Annotated in this window: 16 protein-coding genes; 7 read left to right on the plus strand and 9 right to left on the minus strand. The window is 50.5% G+C overall.

What is annotated here, in order from left to right:
• Nucleotides 1-605: 605 nt before the first annotated feature.
• Nucleotides 606-1,901, plus strand: a complete 1,296-nt coding sequence (locus tag MWH02_RS07650) for an MFS transporter (RefSeq protein WP_110867103.1) — start codon at nt 606-608, stop codon at nt 1,899-1,901.
• Nucleotides 1,902-1,916: 15 nt separating this feature from the next.
• On the plus strand, nt 1,917-2,723 hold the full coding sequence (locus tag MWH02_RS07655; protein ID WP_271460233.1) for a substrate-binding domain-containing protein: 807 nt from the start codon (nt 1,917-1,919) through the stop codon (nt 2,721-2,723).
• On the opposite strand, the gene psrA is transcribed toward MWH02_RS07655, so the two are convergent.
• The 3 genes from psrA to MWH02_RS07670 form a co-directional block, all read right to left on the minus strand.
• The gene (psrA, locus tag MWH02_RS07660; RefSeq protein ID WP_110867105.1) at nt 2,698-3,597 is read right to left on the minus strand and encodes an L-proline-binding transcription factor PsrA; all 900 of its coding nucleotides are present in this window, start codon (nt 3,595-3,597) and stop codon (nt 2,698-2,700) included. The two genes, MWH02_RS07655 and psrA, sit on opposite strands and share 26 nt — an antisense overlap.
• A 134-nt stretch (nt 3,598-3,731) precedes the next feature.
• On the minus strand, nt 3,732-4,526 hold the full coding sequence (locus MWH02_RS07665; RefSeq protein ID WP_271460234.1) for a cytochrome c oxidase assembly protein: 795 nt from the start codon (nt 4,524-4,526) through the stop codon (nt 3,732-3,734).
• A 12-nt stretch (nt 4,527-4,538) separates the two neighbouring features.
• Nucleotides 4,539-5,015, minus strand: coding sequence for a DUF2243 domain-containing protein (locus MWH02_RS07670; protein WP_217547842.1), 477 nt, complete (start codon nt 5,013-5,015; stop codon nt 4,539-4,541).
• A 240-nt stretch (nt 5,016-5,255) separates the two neighbouring features.
• Here MWH02_RS07670 and MWH02_RS07675 point away from each other — a divergent pair, with 240 nt between their 5' ends.
• The 5 genes from MWH02_RS07675 to MWH02_RS07695 all read left to right on the plus strand — a co-directional run bounded on the left by MWH02_RS07675 (nt 5,256) and on the right by MWH02_RS07695 (nt 11,524).
• A complete protein-coding gene (locus tag MWH02_RS07675) occupies nt 5,256-5,900 on the plus strand; it encodes a TetR/AcrR family transcriptional regulator (protein WP_271460235.1) in 645 nt (214 codons plus the stop codon).
• A gap of 43 nt (nt 5,901-5,943) precedes the next feature.
• Nucleotides 5,944-7,044 (plus strand): efflux RND transporter periplasmic adaptor subunit, encoded by a 1,101-nt coding sequence (locus MWH02_RS07680; RefSeq protein WP_271460236.1) that lies wholly within the window; start codon nt 5,944-5,946, stop codon nt 7,042-7,044.
• Nucleotides 7,041-10,091, plus strand: coding sequence for an efflux RND transporter permease subunit (locus MWH02_RS07685; protein WP_271460237.1), 3,051 nt, complete (start codon nt 7,041-7,043; stop codon nt 10,089-10,091). The genes MWH02_RS07680 and MWH02_RS07685 overlap by 4 nt, the downstream gene beginning before the upstream one ends.
• A gap of 832 nt (nt 10,092-10,923) precedes the next feature.
• Entirely contained in the window at nt 10,924-11,208 is a 285-nt protein-coding gene (locus MWH02_RS07690; protein ID WP_192235276.1) for a hypothetical protein, read from the plus strand.
• A gap of 64 nt (nt 11,209-11,272) precedes the next feature.
• On the plus strand, nt 11,273-11,524 hold the full coding sequence (locus tag MWH02_RS07695; protein WP_192235274.1) for a biofilm development regulator YmgB/AriR family protein: 252 nt from the start codon (nt 11,273-11,275) through the stop codon (nt 11,522-11,524).
• Between the two features lie 114 nt (nt 11,525-11,638).
• Here MWH02_RS07695 and MWH02_RS07700 read toward each other — a convergent pair whose 3' ends face one another.
• The 6 genes from MWH02_RS07700 to cspE all read right to left on the minus strand — a co-directional run bounded on the left by MWH02_RS07700 (nt 11,639) and on the right by cspE (nt 15,450).
• The gene (locus MWH02_RS07700) at nt 11,639-11,923 is read right to left on the minus strand and encodes a biofilm development regulator YmgB/AriR family protein (protein WP_271460238.1); all 285 of its coding nucleotides are present in this window, start codon (nt 11,921-11,923) and stop codon (nt 11,639-11,641) included.
• A gap of 248 nt (nt 11,924-12,171) precedes the next feature.
• Nucleotides 12,172-12,414, minus strand: a complete 243-nt coding sequence (gene ycgZ / locus MWH02_RS07705; protein ID WP_101761241.1) for a regulatory protein YcgZ — start codon at nt 12,412-12,414, stop codon at nt 12,172-12,174.
• 341 nt (nt 12,415-12,755) lie between these two features.
• On the minus strand, nt 12,756-13,025 hold the full coding sequence (locus MWH02_RS07710) for a hypothetical protein (RefSeq protein ID WP_101761242.1): 270 nt from the start codon (nt 13,023-13,025) through the stop codon (nt 12,756-12,758).
• A 426-nt stretch (nt 13,026-13,451) separates the two neighbouring features.
• Nucleotides 13,452-13,712: a hypothetical protein gene (locus MWH02_RS07715; protein WP_192235272.1), complete on the minus strand. Its 261-nt coding sequence runs from the start codon at nt 13,710-13,712 to the stop codon at nt 13,452-13,454.
• 636 nt (nt 13,713-14,348) lie between these two features.
• Complete coding sequence (locus MWH02_RS07720) at nt 14,349-14,966, minus strand: dTMP kinase (RefSeq protein ID WP_271460239.1); 618 nt, start codon at nt 14,964-14,966, stop codon at nt 14,349-14,351.
• A gap of 271 nt (nt 14,967-15,237) precedes the next feature.
• Nucleotides 15,238-15,450: a transcription antiterminator/RNA stability regulator CspE gene (gene cspE, locus MWH02_RS07725; protein WP_007885867.1), complete on the minus strand. Its 213-nt coding sequence runs from the start codon at nt 15,448-15,450 to the stop codon at nt 15,238-15,240.
• Between the last annotated feature and the right edge of the window lie 16 nt (nt 15,451-15,466).

Genomic DNA, 15,466 nt, shown 5'->3' on the forward strand with positions numbered 1-15,466 from the left:
GCGGACGGTTGGTATTCAATTCACACTCAGAGATTAACTGAAGGAGACACCGGTTTTCGCATGGTTGTGGTCAAAATGTGAACAATGCCCATTTTTGTTAAATTTAAAGATTGATCGTGTTAATAAAAAGTAAATAAACACTCTTCCCTTTCCCGGCATCCCGAATTTCAGAGGTGATGAGCCATTTTTATTAACAATTTACCTCCAATAAAGTAACAAAAGAGAAATATTTTGACCGCGTCGTATCTTTCTTGCAGCGAAGAAGGCTATGCCAGAAATTTTATTTGCACGGAATGTGAACAGCAGCGCATTCCTGGCGATTTTAAGATTCCGAAAACGACGTTTCCCGACCGACGTCATTTTCATCCTCACCAGATATGAGCCTTGTCACAAAATAGGTATGACGTTTTTAGCCCTCAAAAAGTAACGCTAAGAAGTGAGGGGCTGTTAAAGGCCCGTTGCAGCTTGTTAATGAATTTGTTAACGCAGATTAATGCATCAAACGCATCAACCCATGAGTTTATTGCGCTTATATAGTTTGTTTTGCTCATCCAGTCTGCAGAAGCAGGCGCTGTAAAAGCGCTAATGACAAACTGGAGATAAACATGCATTCCTCTAACCTACCCATGACGGCCCGAACCCGATGCAGTGCGATACTGCGGGTGACTTCTGGCAACTTTCTGGAACAATTCGATTTTTTCCTTTTCGGGTTTTATGCCACTTATATCGCCCATACTTTCTTTCCGGCCAGCAGTGAATTTGCTTCGCTGATGATGACCTTTGCGGTCTTTGGCGCAGGGTTTTTAATGCGTCCGGTCGGCGCGATTGTGCTGGGCGCGTATATTGATAAAGTTGGCAGACGTAAAGGGCTCATTGTTACCTTGTCGATCATGGCGGCGGGGACCTTCCTGATTGTTCTCATTCCGTCTTATCAAACGATTGGGCTCTGGGCACCCTTTTTAGTGCTATGTGGTCGCTTATTGCAAGGCTTCTCAGCGGGCGCAGAGTTAGGCGGCGTATCCGTTTATCTGGCAGAAATTGCCACGCCCGGCCGTAAAGGTTTTTACACCAGTTGGCAATCTGGCAGCCAGCAAGTGGCCATTATGGTGGCAGCGGCCATGGGCTTTGCACTGAATGCGGCTATGGAAGAAAGCACTCTTCGCGAGTGGGGATGGCGTTTGCCTTTCCTGTTCGGCTGCCTGATTGTTCCGTTCATTTTTGTTCTGCGCCGTAAACTGGAAGAGACCGAAGCGTTCACTGCTCGCCGCAACCACCTGGCGATGCGTGACGTGTTTAAAACGCTGTTAGCAAACTGGCAGGTGGTTATCGCCGGAATGTTGATGGTCGCCATGACCACCACCGCGTTTTATCTGATCACCGTATATGCCCCTACCTTTGGTAAAAAAGTGCTGATGCTGAGCGCTTCTGACAGCCTGCTGGTGACTCTGCTGGTTGCGGTATCAAACTTCTTCTGGCTACCGGTTGGGGGAGCCCTGTCAGACCGCTATGGCCGTAAGCCTGTATTGGTGACCATGGCGATGTTAGCGCTGATGACTGCCTATCCGGCACTTAACCTGCTTGCTGAAGCGCCCAGCTTTTCCATGATGCTGTCAGTGTTGTTGTGGCTCTCCTTCCTTTACGGTCTGTATAACGGCGCCATGATCCCGGCATTAACAGAGATTATGCCGGTAGAAGTGCGAGTTGCAGGCTTCTCTCTGGCCTACAGTCTGGCTACGGCTATTTTTGGCGGATTTACGCCAGTCATTTCAACTGCACTGATTGAGTACACCGGCGATAAAGCTTCACCCGGCTACTGGATGAGCTTTGCTGCGATTTGTGCATTACTGGCCACCCTCTATTTATACCGTCGCAGCGCGTTATCACTTCAAACCGCTGGTTAGTTCAGGAATAACATCATGCAAAAAATACATCGTTCACTTCTCATTACGCTGTTAGTGAGTTCCGTTAGTTTTTCAGCGGCGGCCAAAGATGTCACCGTTATGATTTCGGGCGGATTTAAAGCGGCGCTGGAAAAACTGGCTCCACAATTTGAAGCAAAAAGCGGCGACAAGATCATTTTGATCTCTGGCCCCTCGATGGGGAGAACGCCTCAGGCGATTCCTGCGCGTCTGGCGCGCGGGGAGAAGGCGGATGTGGTGATTATGGTCGGTGATGCGCTAAAAAACCTGGAGAAGGATAACTGGCTTCAGCCGGGCTCGCGCGTTGAGCTAGCCGACTCTTCAATTGGTATGGTCGTTAAAGAAGGTGAGCCTAAACTAAATATTAAAACGGATGCAGATCTGCGTAATGCCCTTTTGCAGGCCAAATCTATTGCTTATTCTGACAGTGCCAGCGGCCGCTATGTCAGCAGCCAACTGTTTAAAAAACTGGGAATAGAAGACCAGGTAAAAACAAAAGCGCATAGGGTAGAGCGCATTCCGGTGGCATCCGAAGTGGCTAAAGGCAATTATGCCGTCGGTTTCCAGCAAGTGAGTGAATTGCTACCTGTGCCGGGCGTCACCTTTGTGGGTGAACTGCCTGAAGATGTGCAATACGTTACCCGTTTTGCCGGTGCGGTGACCGCCAAAGCAATAAACGGGCAGGAGGGCAAAGCGTTACTCAACTTCCTCTCTTCAGCTGAGGCGCAAGATACTGTGCGCGCTACCGGATTGCGATCGGTGACGGCTGAACTGCCAGTTAAACAACACGATACTGTTCAGTGATCAGCTTCTCTAACTCAGCTGCAATGTAGGATTGCATACGGCCACTGCGCCTGATCAGGCCAACCGTACGCTTTACCACCGGCTCAGTGAGTGAAAGGTGTGTGAGTACTGAATGCTCTGACATCGGCATCGACATAGCGGGTACGGCAGCCATGCCGATACCCGCTTCAACCATACCTAGCATGGTGGTCACATGACGGGTTTCGCAGATACTGGGGCGCTCAGGAACGATGTGATCCAGCATCTTATCAAGTAGATGGCGGTTACCGGAGGTCTTATCCAGCTCAATGTAATCCTGCTGATAAAACTCTCGCCAGGTCAGGTTTTTTTTATTGGCTAATGGATGATCCCGCCTGCAGGCCGCCACGTAGACATCGCTCGTCAAGGGTATAAATTCGATAGTGGTTTGCAGATCCCTGGCAAAACAGATGCCGAAGTCTGCCTGACCACTGGCCACTGCTTCAATGACGTTTCCAGCGCTACTATCAATGATTTTCACACGCACTCGTGGATAGCGTGTCTGGAAACGGCGGATAACATCGGGCATAAAATAGTAGGCTGCCGAGGGCACAGTGGCAACGGTGACCAGCCCTACACGATCCTGACTCACCTTATTAATATCCGCTAATACCAGTTCAACATTCGCCAGCAGCTGATCTGAGCGTTCAGCAAAGGTCCGTCCATATAGTGTCAACGTGACACGCCGGGTCGTTCTGTCGAACAACTTGATCCCTAACGCGGATTCCAGCTTTTCTATCCTACGACTCAATGCTGACTGAGAAAGGCAGATGGACTCAGCGGCAAGCCGAAAATTACTGTATTCAACCAGCGCACGGAAGGCATAAAGATCGTTAAGGTCAAAGTTTACAGGCATAGCAGCAGACAGTCCTTTGGAGCCAGCGGGTGTTCAAAGGGGCAATGATAGCCACATTATTGATTACGGTAACCACGTCTTACCTACAAATGTTATTACTTTTCATGTTGGCAAATAATTTTGTCATGAAATGGTCATGATTTCCCCGCCAGCATTTCTGGCAGCGTGCTGCGTTGCCGGAACCACGCGGCAAAAAAGCCGACGATAATGCAAAACTCGGCAATATCTCCGCCGTAATACATCCACTGCGCAGCCTGCTGAATTTCTTCAGCGCTGGCTAAGGTTCCACGTGGATATCCGAAGCCGTACATCAACTTCGCGAGAATAGCGTGAGCGGCAGTAGCAAAAAAAATTGCCGTCAGACGCACAGATCTCGATGGACGGTGAGGCGCGGGATCGGGTCCGGCAACAGACCAGGTAAACAGGTAGCCGGAGAGGACAAAATGCAGATGAAGGAAAATAAACAGGGCAGGAATGGCCATGCTCAACGCATATAACGGAGTGAGATAAAGAAGATACATCCCGCCAATATCCAGCGAAGCAGCGGTAAATGGATGGATTAAAAAGCGTATCGGGCGGGTGCGGAGAATAGTCATCATAGCGCGCGCCCACCGTGCGGATAGAGTGCGTAATATCAGTGAGCCGGGCGCCCCAAATACCAATCCGAGAGGTCCAAACATACCAAGTAACAGATGCTGCAACATATGGCCGCGTAAGTCATGATGCGCCCAGTTAGCCAAAGGCGGCAGCATGGATGCCACGATCATGACGATGCCGGCGGTGAAGCTGGCCATGCGCCAGGCGCTCCAGTGGGCAACCCGGCATAAACGGACAGCGGCGATCAAATAAAAAAAGAGGATGACAGCAGGAGCTATGACCAAAAGAATAAATAGCGCGACTGAATGGGGCATCGCCGCAGGATGCATCATGGGATCCACGGATCAAACTTCCGTTTTAGCGGATAGAGCAGACCGCGCGTGACGATAAATCAGCAAGCCTGCCACCAATAACAGCACAGCAGACAGATTCCAGATGAGGTCATAAAGCAGCACGTTATCAACATAGCGGATCTGATGCAGCCTGAGCAGCTTGTGATCAACAATTCCATCAAACAGTTGAAACGCACCCAACCCCACAATGAATCCTGCCCATGCTGCCGTGCGGTTGAGTTTTCCACGGCTTCGCAGGTCCGCAAACATGAAAAAACCAAGCACGAAAAGAATCAGCTCGCCTGCGTGCAATAATCCATCTGAAAGCAGGCTAAACGCGGGTGTGCCCCAGTCAAAGAAGTGATGCCAGGCCAGAATCTGATGAAATACCACTTCATCAATTGCCGCCATCATACCGATTCCCAGTGGAAGGGTGGCTATGAATGAACGTTTCAGATCGGATTGAGGACTGGAATTCAAAGTTGGCACTACGTTCTCCGGGTAAAAGTTAAATTTCACTTAAGAAGCGTAGATGATAATTCCCGCAGCCCGGCCAATTTACGCCAGCGTTATGTCGGGCAGGGCGCACGACATTACCGAAACCGGTTTTTCAGAGATTCCGCTGAGATTGTGATGATAGCAATCAGGCCTTGAAGCGATGAGAAATTGTGACCAAAATATCCACTGGTCACTCATCGTTTACATCAGCTCACCGAGCAAAGTTGAAATATGACAGAGAAAAAAACTACCGCCGCCACGCGTGGGCCTTCCGACCACACCATCCGCGATCAGATTGTGGCTGCCGCCATGGAATACTTTAGCCACTACGGCTTTGAGAAAACCACCGTATCCGATCTCGCGCGATCAATCGGCTTCTCAAAAGCCTACATTTACAAGTTTTTCGGTTCTAAGCAGGAAATCGGTGAAGTCATCTGCGCCAATTGCCTTACGGATATCACGGAAAGGCTGAACGCTGCGCTGGAGAAGTCACCTTCCGCCACGGAAAAAATAAAGCAGCTGTTTCAGACGCTTGCTGTGGCAGGCTGCGAGCTGTTCTTCCGCGAACGTCGGCTGTATGACATCGCCGCCGCTTCCTCGCGTGAGCACTGGCCTGCTGCTGTGCAATATGAGGATTCCCTGCGTGAAATCGTGCTCGCCATCCTGCGCGCAGGACGCACTGCCGGGGAATTTGAGCGTAAAACGCCGCTGGATGAAACGGCCGCTGCCGTCTATCTGGTACTCAGACCTCTTGCCGATCCACTCCAACTGCAATCCTCACTTGATACGGCCAGAGAAGATGCAAGCCAATTGGCTGCATTAGTACTTAGAAGTCTCACTCCGCAATTTGTGACCATTGACATAATTGGTCACTAGTCAGAGAATGGCGTCCTCATACTTTCCTTGAGTAAGGTAACCCATGCTCCGGCATCTCCCTTTGTTGTCCGTCATCTGCCTGCTGCCGGTCATTCTGACTGGTTGCGGCGAACCTTTATCAGCCGCTGACGATCCGCGCTCCCGGCCGCCACTCATCAGGACGGCGACCGTCGAGCCTGCGGCGGGTCAATCTCGCGTTTTTACCGGCATTGTGGCCGCACGTTTTCAGAGCGACCTGGGTTTTCGCGTGTCGGGCAAGGTGCTTGAGCGTCTGGTTGATAAGGGGCAAAGCGTCAAACGCGGCCAGCTGCTGATGAGGCTCGATCCCGCTGATCTCGCGCTGCAGGTCCGCGCTGCGGAGGGTGCGGTAAACGCCGCCCAGGCACGCGCGCGCCAGACCGGCGATGATGAGAAACGCTATCGTGGATTGGTGGGTTCTGGCGCGGTCTCTGCATCCTCTTACAGTCAAATTCGTGCAGCGGCAGATGCCGCGCGTGCCGATCTGAGCGCCGCGCAGGCGCAGGCACGCGTGGCGCTCAACGCCTCGCAATATGCCGTACTGAGTGCTGATGCCGATGGCGTGGTGGTGGATACGTTGGCCGACCCAGGCCAGGTGGTTAGCGCCGGTCAAACGGTTGTGCGCCTCGCCCGCGCCGGTCAGCGTGAGGCGATGGTCAGTCTGCCGGAGACTTTGCGCCCGCAGGTGGGATCGCCGGCCACAGCCATCCTGTATGGCAGTGGGATCGAGAACGATGCCAGGCTGCGCGAGTTGTCAGACTCGGCGGATGCAGCAACCCGCACCTACGAAGCACGCTATGTGCTGAGCGGTGCCGCAGCCGGTGCTCCGCTGGGTTCAACCGTAACCCTGCGTATCCCGGAATCTGTGGCGACGCAAGAATCCTGGTCAGTACCGCTCAGTGCGGTGTGGGATGCGGGACGCGGTGCTGGCGTCTGGCTGGTGGAAGGCAAACCCGCCAAAGTCACCTGGCGTGCCGTGACGCTGCTCGGCATCAGCGACGACAGTGCGCGCGTGTCGGGGCCGCTTCAGAGCGGGGAACAGGTGGCCGCGCTGGGCGCACACCTGCTGCATGAAGGTGAAGCCGTCCGCATCGGAACGCCTGGGTCGCAAGGAGCCACGCCATGAGCCGCAACCGCTTTAACCTCTCGGCGCTGGCGGTGCGTGAACGATCGGTCACGCTGTTCCTGATCATTCTCGTTACGGTCGCTGGCGTAGTGGCTTTTCTGGGTCTGGGAAGAGCGGAAGATCCCCCGTTTACCGTCAAGCAGCTGACGGTGATCACCGCCTGGCCTGGCGCCACCGCGCAGGAGATGCAGGATCAGGTGGCTGAGCCGCTGGAGAAGCGGCTGCAGGAGCTGAAGTGGTATGACCGCACCGAGACCTATACTCGTCCCGGAATGGCATACACCATGCTTTCCCTGCAGGACAGCACGCCACCTTCTGAAGTGCAGGAGCAGTTTTACCAGGCACGCAAAAAGCTCAGCGATGAGGCGCGCAACCTGCCGGCGGGTGTGATCGGGCCGATGGTTAACGATGAATTCTCGGATGTGGTTTTTGCCCTCTATGCACTGAAAGCGAAGGGTGAACCGCAGCGATTTCTGTCTCGTGATGCCGAAAAACTCCGTCAGCAGCTGCTACACGTTGCGGGCGTAAAAAAAGTCACCATTACCGGCGAGCAGGCAGAACGTATTTATGTCTCCTTTTCCAGCGATCGCCTCGCTACGCTGGGCATTACACCGGAACAGATATTTAACGCCCTGAACGGGCAAAATGCCCTGTCACCCGCCGGTTCGATACAAACTCGCGGGCCCGAGGTGTTTATCCGCCTCGACGGAGCGCTGGATACGCTCGAAAAAATCCGCAACACGCCGGTCGTCTCCGGTAATCACACGCTACGGCTTGTCGACGTGGCCAAGGTCGAACGTGGCTATGTCGATCCGCCCGATTTTCTCATCCGTAATGAGGGTGAACCTGCACTGATGTTGAGCGTGGTAATGAGGGAAGGCTGGAACGGTCTTGAGCTGGGTAAAGCGCTGGAACAAGAGGTCCGAAATATAAATAGCGACATGCCGCTGGGCATGACGCTCACCAACGTTTCCGACCAGGCGGTTAACATCAGTTCGGCTGTCGATGAGTTCATGGTGAAGTTCTTCGTAGCTCTGCTGGTGGTGATGGTGGTGTGCTTTGTCAGCATGGGCTGGCGCGTTGGCATCGTGGTTGCTGCCGCGGTTCCGCTGACGCTTGCCGTGGTATTTGTGGTGATGGCCGCCACGGGAAAAAACTTTGACCGCATCACGCTGGGTTCACTTATCCTCGCACTGGGTTTACTGGTTGATGACGCCATCATTGCGATAGAGATGATGGTGGTGAAAATGGAAGAGGGCTATGACCGCATCAAAGCATCGGCCTACGCCTGGAGCCATACGGCCGCGCCGATGCTGGCCGGCACGCTGGTAACCGCGATCGGCTTCATGCCCAACGGCTTTGCGCAGTCCACCGCCGGTGAATACACCAGCAATATGTTCTGGATCGTGGGGATTGCCCTGATTGCCTCGTGGGTGGTGGCAGTATTGTTTACCCCTTATCTGGGCGTGAAGATGCTGCCCGACATCAAGCCGGTAGTCGGTGGCCACGCGGCAATCTATAACACCCGCCATTACAATCGCTTCAGACGACTGCTAACCAGAGTCATCGCGCATAAGTGGTGGGTGGCAGGCGCGGTGATTAGCTGCTTTGTGCTGGCCATCATTGGCATGGGGCTGGTGAAAAAACAGTTCTTCCCAACCTCCGATCGTCCTGAGGTGCTGGTTGAAGTGCAAATGCCTTACGGCACCTCAATAGAGCAGACCAGCCAGACCACGGCGCGAATTGAGCACTGGCTGAAAAAGCAAAAAGAAACCCGCACGGTAACCGCGTATATCGGGCAGGGTGCGCCGCGTTTCTATCTGGCGATGGCCCCGGAATTGCCGGATCCCTCTTTTGCCAAAATCGTGGTGCTGACCAACGGCGAGCACGATCGCGATGCGCTGAAGCAGCGTCTGCGACAAGCGGCAGCAGATGGGCTCGCGCCTGAAGCGCAGGTGCGCGTAACACAGCTGGTTTTCGGTCCCTATTCGCCTTATCCGGTCGCTTACCGGGTGATGGGTCCCGATCCAGACGTACTGCGCCAGCTGGCCGCGAAGGTGAAAGTATTGATGCAGGCCAGCCCGATGATGCGCACCGTCAACACCGACTGGGGTTCACGTGTACCGGTAATGCATTTCAGGCTGGATCAGGATCGGCTGCAGGCGATGGGGCTAACGCCTGCCGGAGCGGCTCGTCAACTGCAGTTCCTGCTAAGCGGGGCATCTATCACGGCGATTCGTGAAGATATCCGATCTGTGGAAGTGGTTGGTCGTGCAGCCGGAGAGGTGCGCCTCGATCCCGCGCGCCTTGACGCTTTGACGCTAGCCGGAGCCGATGGGCAGCGCATTCCACTTTCGCAACTCGGTGAAATCGACATCCGCATGGAAGATCCGCTGCTGCGCCGCCGCGACAGAACGCCAACCATAACGGTGCGCGGCGATATTGCTGACGGATTGCAGCCACCGGATGTCTCAAGTGCGTTGAGCCGGGAACTTCAGCCATTAATCGCGTCACTGCCGCCGGGGTACCGTATTGAACAGGCGGGCTCGATTGAGGAGTCGGGTAAAGCGACCAAAGCGATGCTGCCGCTGTTCCCAATTATGATTGCCCTGACGCTGCTGATCATCATCCTGCAGGTGCGTTCCATGGCAGCGATGGTGATGGTTTTTCTGACCGCGCCGCTCGGGCTGGTTGGCGTTGTGCCCATGCTGCTGCTATTCCAGCAGCCCTTTGGCATCAATGCACTGGTTGGGCTGATCGCGCTGTCAGGGATTCTGATGCGTAATACGCTGATCCTGATCGGACAAATCCATCAAAATGAGCGGGAAGGCCACGATCCTTTCAAGGCTATCGTTGAGGCAACGGTGCAGCGCGCCCGGCCGGTTCTGCTGACAGCGCTAGCGGCGATTCTGGCATTTATTCCACTGACGCACTCCGTGTTCTGGGGCACGCTGGCTTACACGCTGATTGGCGGGACGCTGGGCGGCACCATTATGACGCTGGTGTTTTTACCGGCGATGTATGCCATCTGGTTCCGTGTCAGGTAGGCTAATGCTGAAAAAAATCCCCGCCTGGAGCGGGGAAGGAAGTATGAACAATATGCAAAGACTCTCGCACGCTGTGCGTGCTGTGTGTAACCTTCGTACCAAGTATGAAGCGATAAAAGAGTAGTAGCAGTAATTAACGCCTGCAACTCAGGTCCACAAATAAAAATGAAAAGGCTCGGGCACGAGGCCTTTATCACTTCAATCATCACAGCAATGGTCTGGTAGACAGTCCTGAAATCACTGCCTGGCTTCGTTTATCCTCGTCAGTAAAACCCGAGCGTTACTTATCAACGTGCTCTTTCAAAAATGAGAAATCGATTAATAAGTGGCATTTATTTGGAATGGCCAAATAAAAATTATCAATATTCTTGATGATTGAGTTCATAAATAACCGAAGCGGTTTCATTTTGATAAAGATGCAATTTAAATGACTGTAATAGGAGTTAAAATAAAAAAATATAACCCGTGCATTTTTTTTAATCTCCTATAAATTGACCCAGCGGTACTCTCCGCACGTAACGAATGATGCTTTGCATCGCCTCTGAAAGCGTTAGAGATTTCCACTTTCAGAGGTCATTTTTTACTGCCATAAAAGTCCAATCCTTTTTACTTGCCCTATCTCATATTAAATATTCATCAATTCACGCCAATAAAGCTGTACAACATTGCGATCATTGTATAAGTTTACTGCATGACGATCTGATTAAAATATGAACACGTGAGGTTTCCTTGCAACAGAACCTGGGAAAATGCCATTCAGTAAATGATATTGCAGCGTTTTTCAGCCGCATCTCTCTCTCTTCTCAACACTAAATGTTGAACAGAGAGTGATATGAAAAATCACCATGAACAAAAGTTGAGTGACCTTCTCATCGGCGAGGCGGTAATAGCATTGCTGCGCGAAAAAGCCGGCATCTCGCGACGTGCGCTCCTCTCGAAGCTTGAATGCATGCTGAAGGCTGAAAAGGATGAAGAACGTGCGCGCGTAATACTTCTCGCTACGCAGGATGTTAAGAAAGAAATTGCCGAGAGTGAATCCCCTAAAGTTGGAGACCGGGAGCACATGGCAAATTTTGATATAGACAAATTCGGTAATGACGACTCAACCCGACATTAACGCCGGCTAAGGGCTTAAGTGCGTGGAAGAGAGACAAAAATGCGCAACTCAGTAAGGATATTTTATGCAGCAGAATACTATCGAGTCAGACCTGCAGAGTTATTTACACAGCACCGGTGACCAGTATGCAGAGGAAAAAGAAGTCATTGGTATCATCGTAAAGTCATTGATCGCAGAGAGAGGAAGAGTGACGAACAAGGCCATCATTATGAGTCTGATAGCGGAGCTGGAGAGTGCGACAGATATTGAGCAACTCGATGTGCTGCGCAACTGCCTTGAAATCGTTGTAGGCCGTACGCCTAATGATGATGATTAATAAAACCAATCTATTCTATTTGCCTATTAGCGGGGAAAGTTGTGTCAATTCCCCGCTTTTCTGACCGCTACATCCATATTAAAAATACTGATCCTCATGCCCCTGAGACTTTACTCACCAATAAAAAAATGCCCAACGTTCTTCTTCACCCGGAGTAAAGCCCACCACCATCTTCAACGCGTTGAGTAACGCGTCAAGTTGCAACGGGTCCGTGGTATTTTCAATTTCCGAGATGAAGTACAAAATAATGGCGCTATTGGAGACACTCTTACCCTGACTCTCAAGCGTCTGGATGGCGGAGTCAATCAGTGTCTTCTCCGCAGAAAGGTTGTCACCTGCGTTTTGGAGATAGTCAGTAATGTCTATATCGCGGGACGTTTGCTGTGCGCTTTGTTGCATTTTCTCTCCTTGTGATCAGATATTTCTGCGGCAACGTTTGAAAGATGTTTATGCTATTGCGTTGGGTGTTGGCTAAACAAACCATGCTTTCTGGGCTATTTACCCAGTTAAAAGTCATTCAAAACTAAATTTAGCGCATATTTCTGTTATGGCACGCCTTTCATGGATAAAAATCCATTAATGAGCGGTTTAAAGCCTGAATCCCTTCGACGGGATCGTGACTGGCTTATCTCGCCAACAGATAAAACTTAGCGATCAAACAGCATGCCGATTAATGTCTGATAATGGCGTTCTTCTTCTTGAGTGGCTGCGACTTCGAGACGTCTTAACAGTTTAGTGCAGATAGCCTTACGATTAAGGTTCTTGCCTGCCCGCAGGATTTCGACAACAATTTGACCTAGCGTTTCTTGCTGAGTTGGCGCGCTTGCTTTGCTAAAATAATGTGCAATATCGCTGGCTGTATCGGGAAATTTAGAAACACTCTGACGCATGCGAACCTCGTAAAAGTTGGGATAGTCGATTCTGTCTGAACATAAAGTTAGACAATCTTTTAAAACTTGTACAGGATTAATTTATCTGTACAGATTTTCTTTTCAAGCAAAAGATGCTTATCCTTTTTATTCAGGTAGTTATGTTTGGTTGTGAGATCGGCTGTCGGGTTCTGGTTGTTGAAGATAAGGGGTAAATTTGTACAAAGAGAGAGGAGGCGATTAACTGGAGGAGGGGGTATTGAAAGGCTCAGGGAATGAAGTCTGTTTAACTCACTTACTTATCGACATAATGCGGAGCGCCCTGAGGCGCATCCTTAACCTGAATCAACGTTAGTCACCCATTAACGATCATTGTTGATAGCGCGTAAATGTCTGGATGCTGAAAGCCAACGTAGCTCTTCGCGGTTTCGTGGGGAGGTTTCGACAAAGGCTTTTAGCCAGCGTCTGGCGTCGGCTATCTGAGCAAGTCTATTGTCGCTGGCATCGCCTTCGGCCATGGTGCCCAACTCAATGATGAGGGAGTGAATGTTGATTTCCTTCTGACTCACAGCAAGATTAATCACTGCCTCGCCAATAATGATATGGCCTTGTTCTTCGTCATGAAATAACACTGCGTTTCCTCCAATATTTTCGATTACCGTAGGAATAGTGTAGTAACAAACTTCCTTAAGGTCTTTAAGATTGTTTAGAGATTACGGTTTATCAAATTTTGCATGTTAACGTTGCTGCTCAACTTGCTGATAATTATCTTAAATTATGCCAGATGTAAACGCATTGCTTGATGATAAAGAAAAGTCTCAAATTTCGAGGGAAAATAATGAAATCGTTTTCAAGACAAAACTTGCCTCAATTAATGAAGATTTTGATACGTAATTTGGGAATGGGAAATGAATATTGCCAAATGACAGGTGGGGATTAATTAAGGAAGGGGAGAGTGTCGTCCCTGACATTTTCTCCAGCCGGTACACGTTAAACGCGACCGTTGAGGTCATCTTCGTCGTCGTCTTCCGGCCAGAGCCGGACTACGTCCTTAGGCGTCAGTTCGTTTCGTCGTTCAAGCCTGCAAGCGTTTGCAGGTATGGCACGTTATGGACAGCGCGATCGGGCTCTTCGAAACTCTTCAGCCATTTTGTGGCTTCAGAAATATCAGACAACCTTGCCTTGCTGCCGCCTGCATTTGCCATATGTTCCAGTTCGTCAATCAGCGATTGTACGCTGACAACTCTCTGTCCCAAGGCAATACTCAGTGCCGCTTCGCCAATAATGACGTAGCCTTTCCCGTCGTGTTGAAAAGACATTAACCATCCTCCATTTTCACGTTTATGACAACCTCGACTTAAACTGTAGGCGCTATTACGGATTTAGCTAAAGGTTAATTCCTAAAAGTCATGAAATCTAGGATTTATATATTTTCTAAGTGACTATTCACTGCCGTTATTAGGTGCTAATGCAGGGTGAAATTATGTGCAATTTTGCATGAAAGAGGTTTAATGTTTAAGGCGTTAAGCGCTTCTCAATGATGGATATTAACTCGGTGAAATAATGGGAAGGCACTACAAAAAGGGGTGATATATTTAATTATAAAGTAATCCGTGAACAGCTGTATAAATATGAAAGCGCAAGGATGCAATAAAACCCTTTGCAGGTAAATATATTGGTTTCGTTACATTTACGGATAGCCAGCTTATTACGCGGAAGTTGGCGGACACCAGCTGCATATTATGCACCGCGCTGTTATATCTGGAGCCCCACCCAGCCATAGCGTAACCACAAGACGTGCGTCTGTAGAACTTTCAGGGATTACACCGATCTACAGTTAGCCCGAGTAGCAACTGATAACCATAGACGGATGTGTTCAGTGCTCAGTCAGAGTGATGAGTTTCCACTATTAGGTCTAACGGGATGCGGCAGAAAAAGTGTCTCAGAACTGATGCCTAAAGGTCATTCAGCAGTTTGTAGATCTCATTGACAACCTGCAGGGTTGCGTGTTCGATCATCCCTTCATTACGGCATAAAACCCAGCCGTGTTTAGCAACGGCTCGCTCGAACGACTGAGTACAAGCGACATGATCTTCCAGCTTATACATCACCGTACTACTTAACCCGCGCGTTCTGGCCGCGGCCCTTGCCCATGAAATTTCAGGCGCAGTAACAACCCCGACATGCAGGTCTGGCGCTTGCACGTTTCGATCAATGTTTAACTGTAAAATCTCAGCAAATGGAACCATCCGGCGAAACGCGGCATCCGACGGGTACCAGCGATCCATCAAAATGATGCTGTACGGTGGCTGTTTAGTCAGCACATGTTGGGAAATCCATGCACGGCTATCAGCAAAGCGCGCACAAACTTCCCACTCTAAATCCATGCAGGGATTTCTGGCCAGCCTGTTCACCAGAGCCATTGTTTCTCTCCTGAAAGGATCGCTTTTTTTCTCGCAAAGCCGGATTACCTTGATGTTATTAGCCCTGAGTACTTTCGTGATGGCTTCCAACAGCGTGGTTTTACCAACGCCTTTGGGTCCATCCAGAGAAACAAATAGCGGACGGCTCATAGTCGAAATGACGGGTGATGTAGCGTTTGTGTGAAATTCAAATCGGGCAAAAGCATCCTATTTCCTTCTTATTAACCGGTGTCCACTTTCTACGTACGGTGAAGCTACCGACTTCGCTGGCGAGCAGTTTATTCACTACGCAAACCTTAGTCACACCAAGTTTCAGGCAATAAAAAACCCGCACAAGGCGGGTATTTTTTATCAACGGTGCTTATCTGCTCAGACTATTGTCTTCATCGCTATTGTAAGCGTTGCTGATAATGAGCGCGGCTTACAGCGGAGTAACGTTGCCCGCTGCTGGGCCTTTGGCGCCATTTTCGATGGTGAAGGAAACTTGCTGACCTTCATCAAGAGTTTTGTAGTTGTCGCTCTGGATGGCAGAGAAATGGACGAAAACATCCTTGCTGCCATCGTTAGGAGTGATAAAGCCAAAACCTTTATCAGAGTTAAACCATTTTACTAAACCAGTCATTTTGTTAGACATAGATAATTCCTTAATT

It is taken from the genome of Pantoea leporis, from assembly GCF_028048155.1.
GTDB classification, from domain to species: domain Bacteria; phylum Pseudomonadota; class Gammaproteobacteria; order Enterobacterales; family Enterobacteriaceae; genus Pantoea; species Pantoea leporis.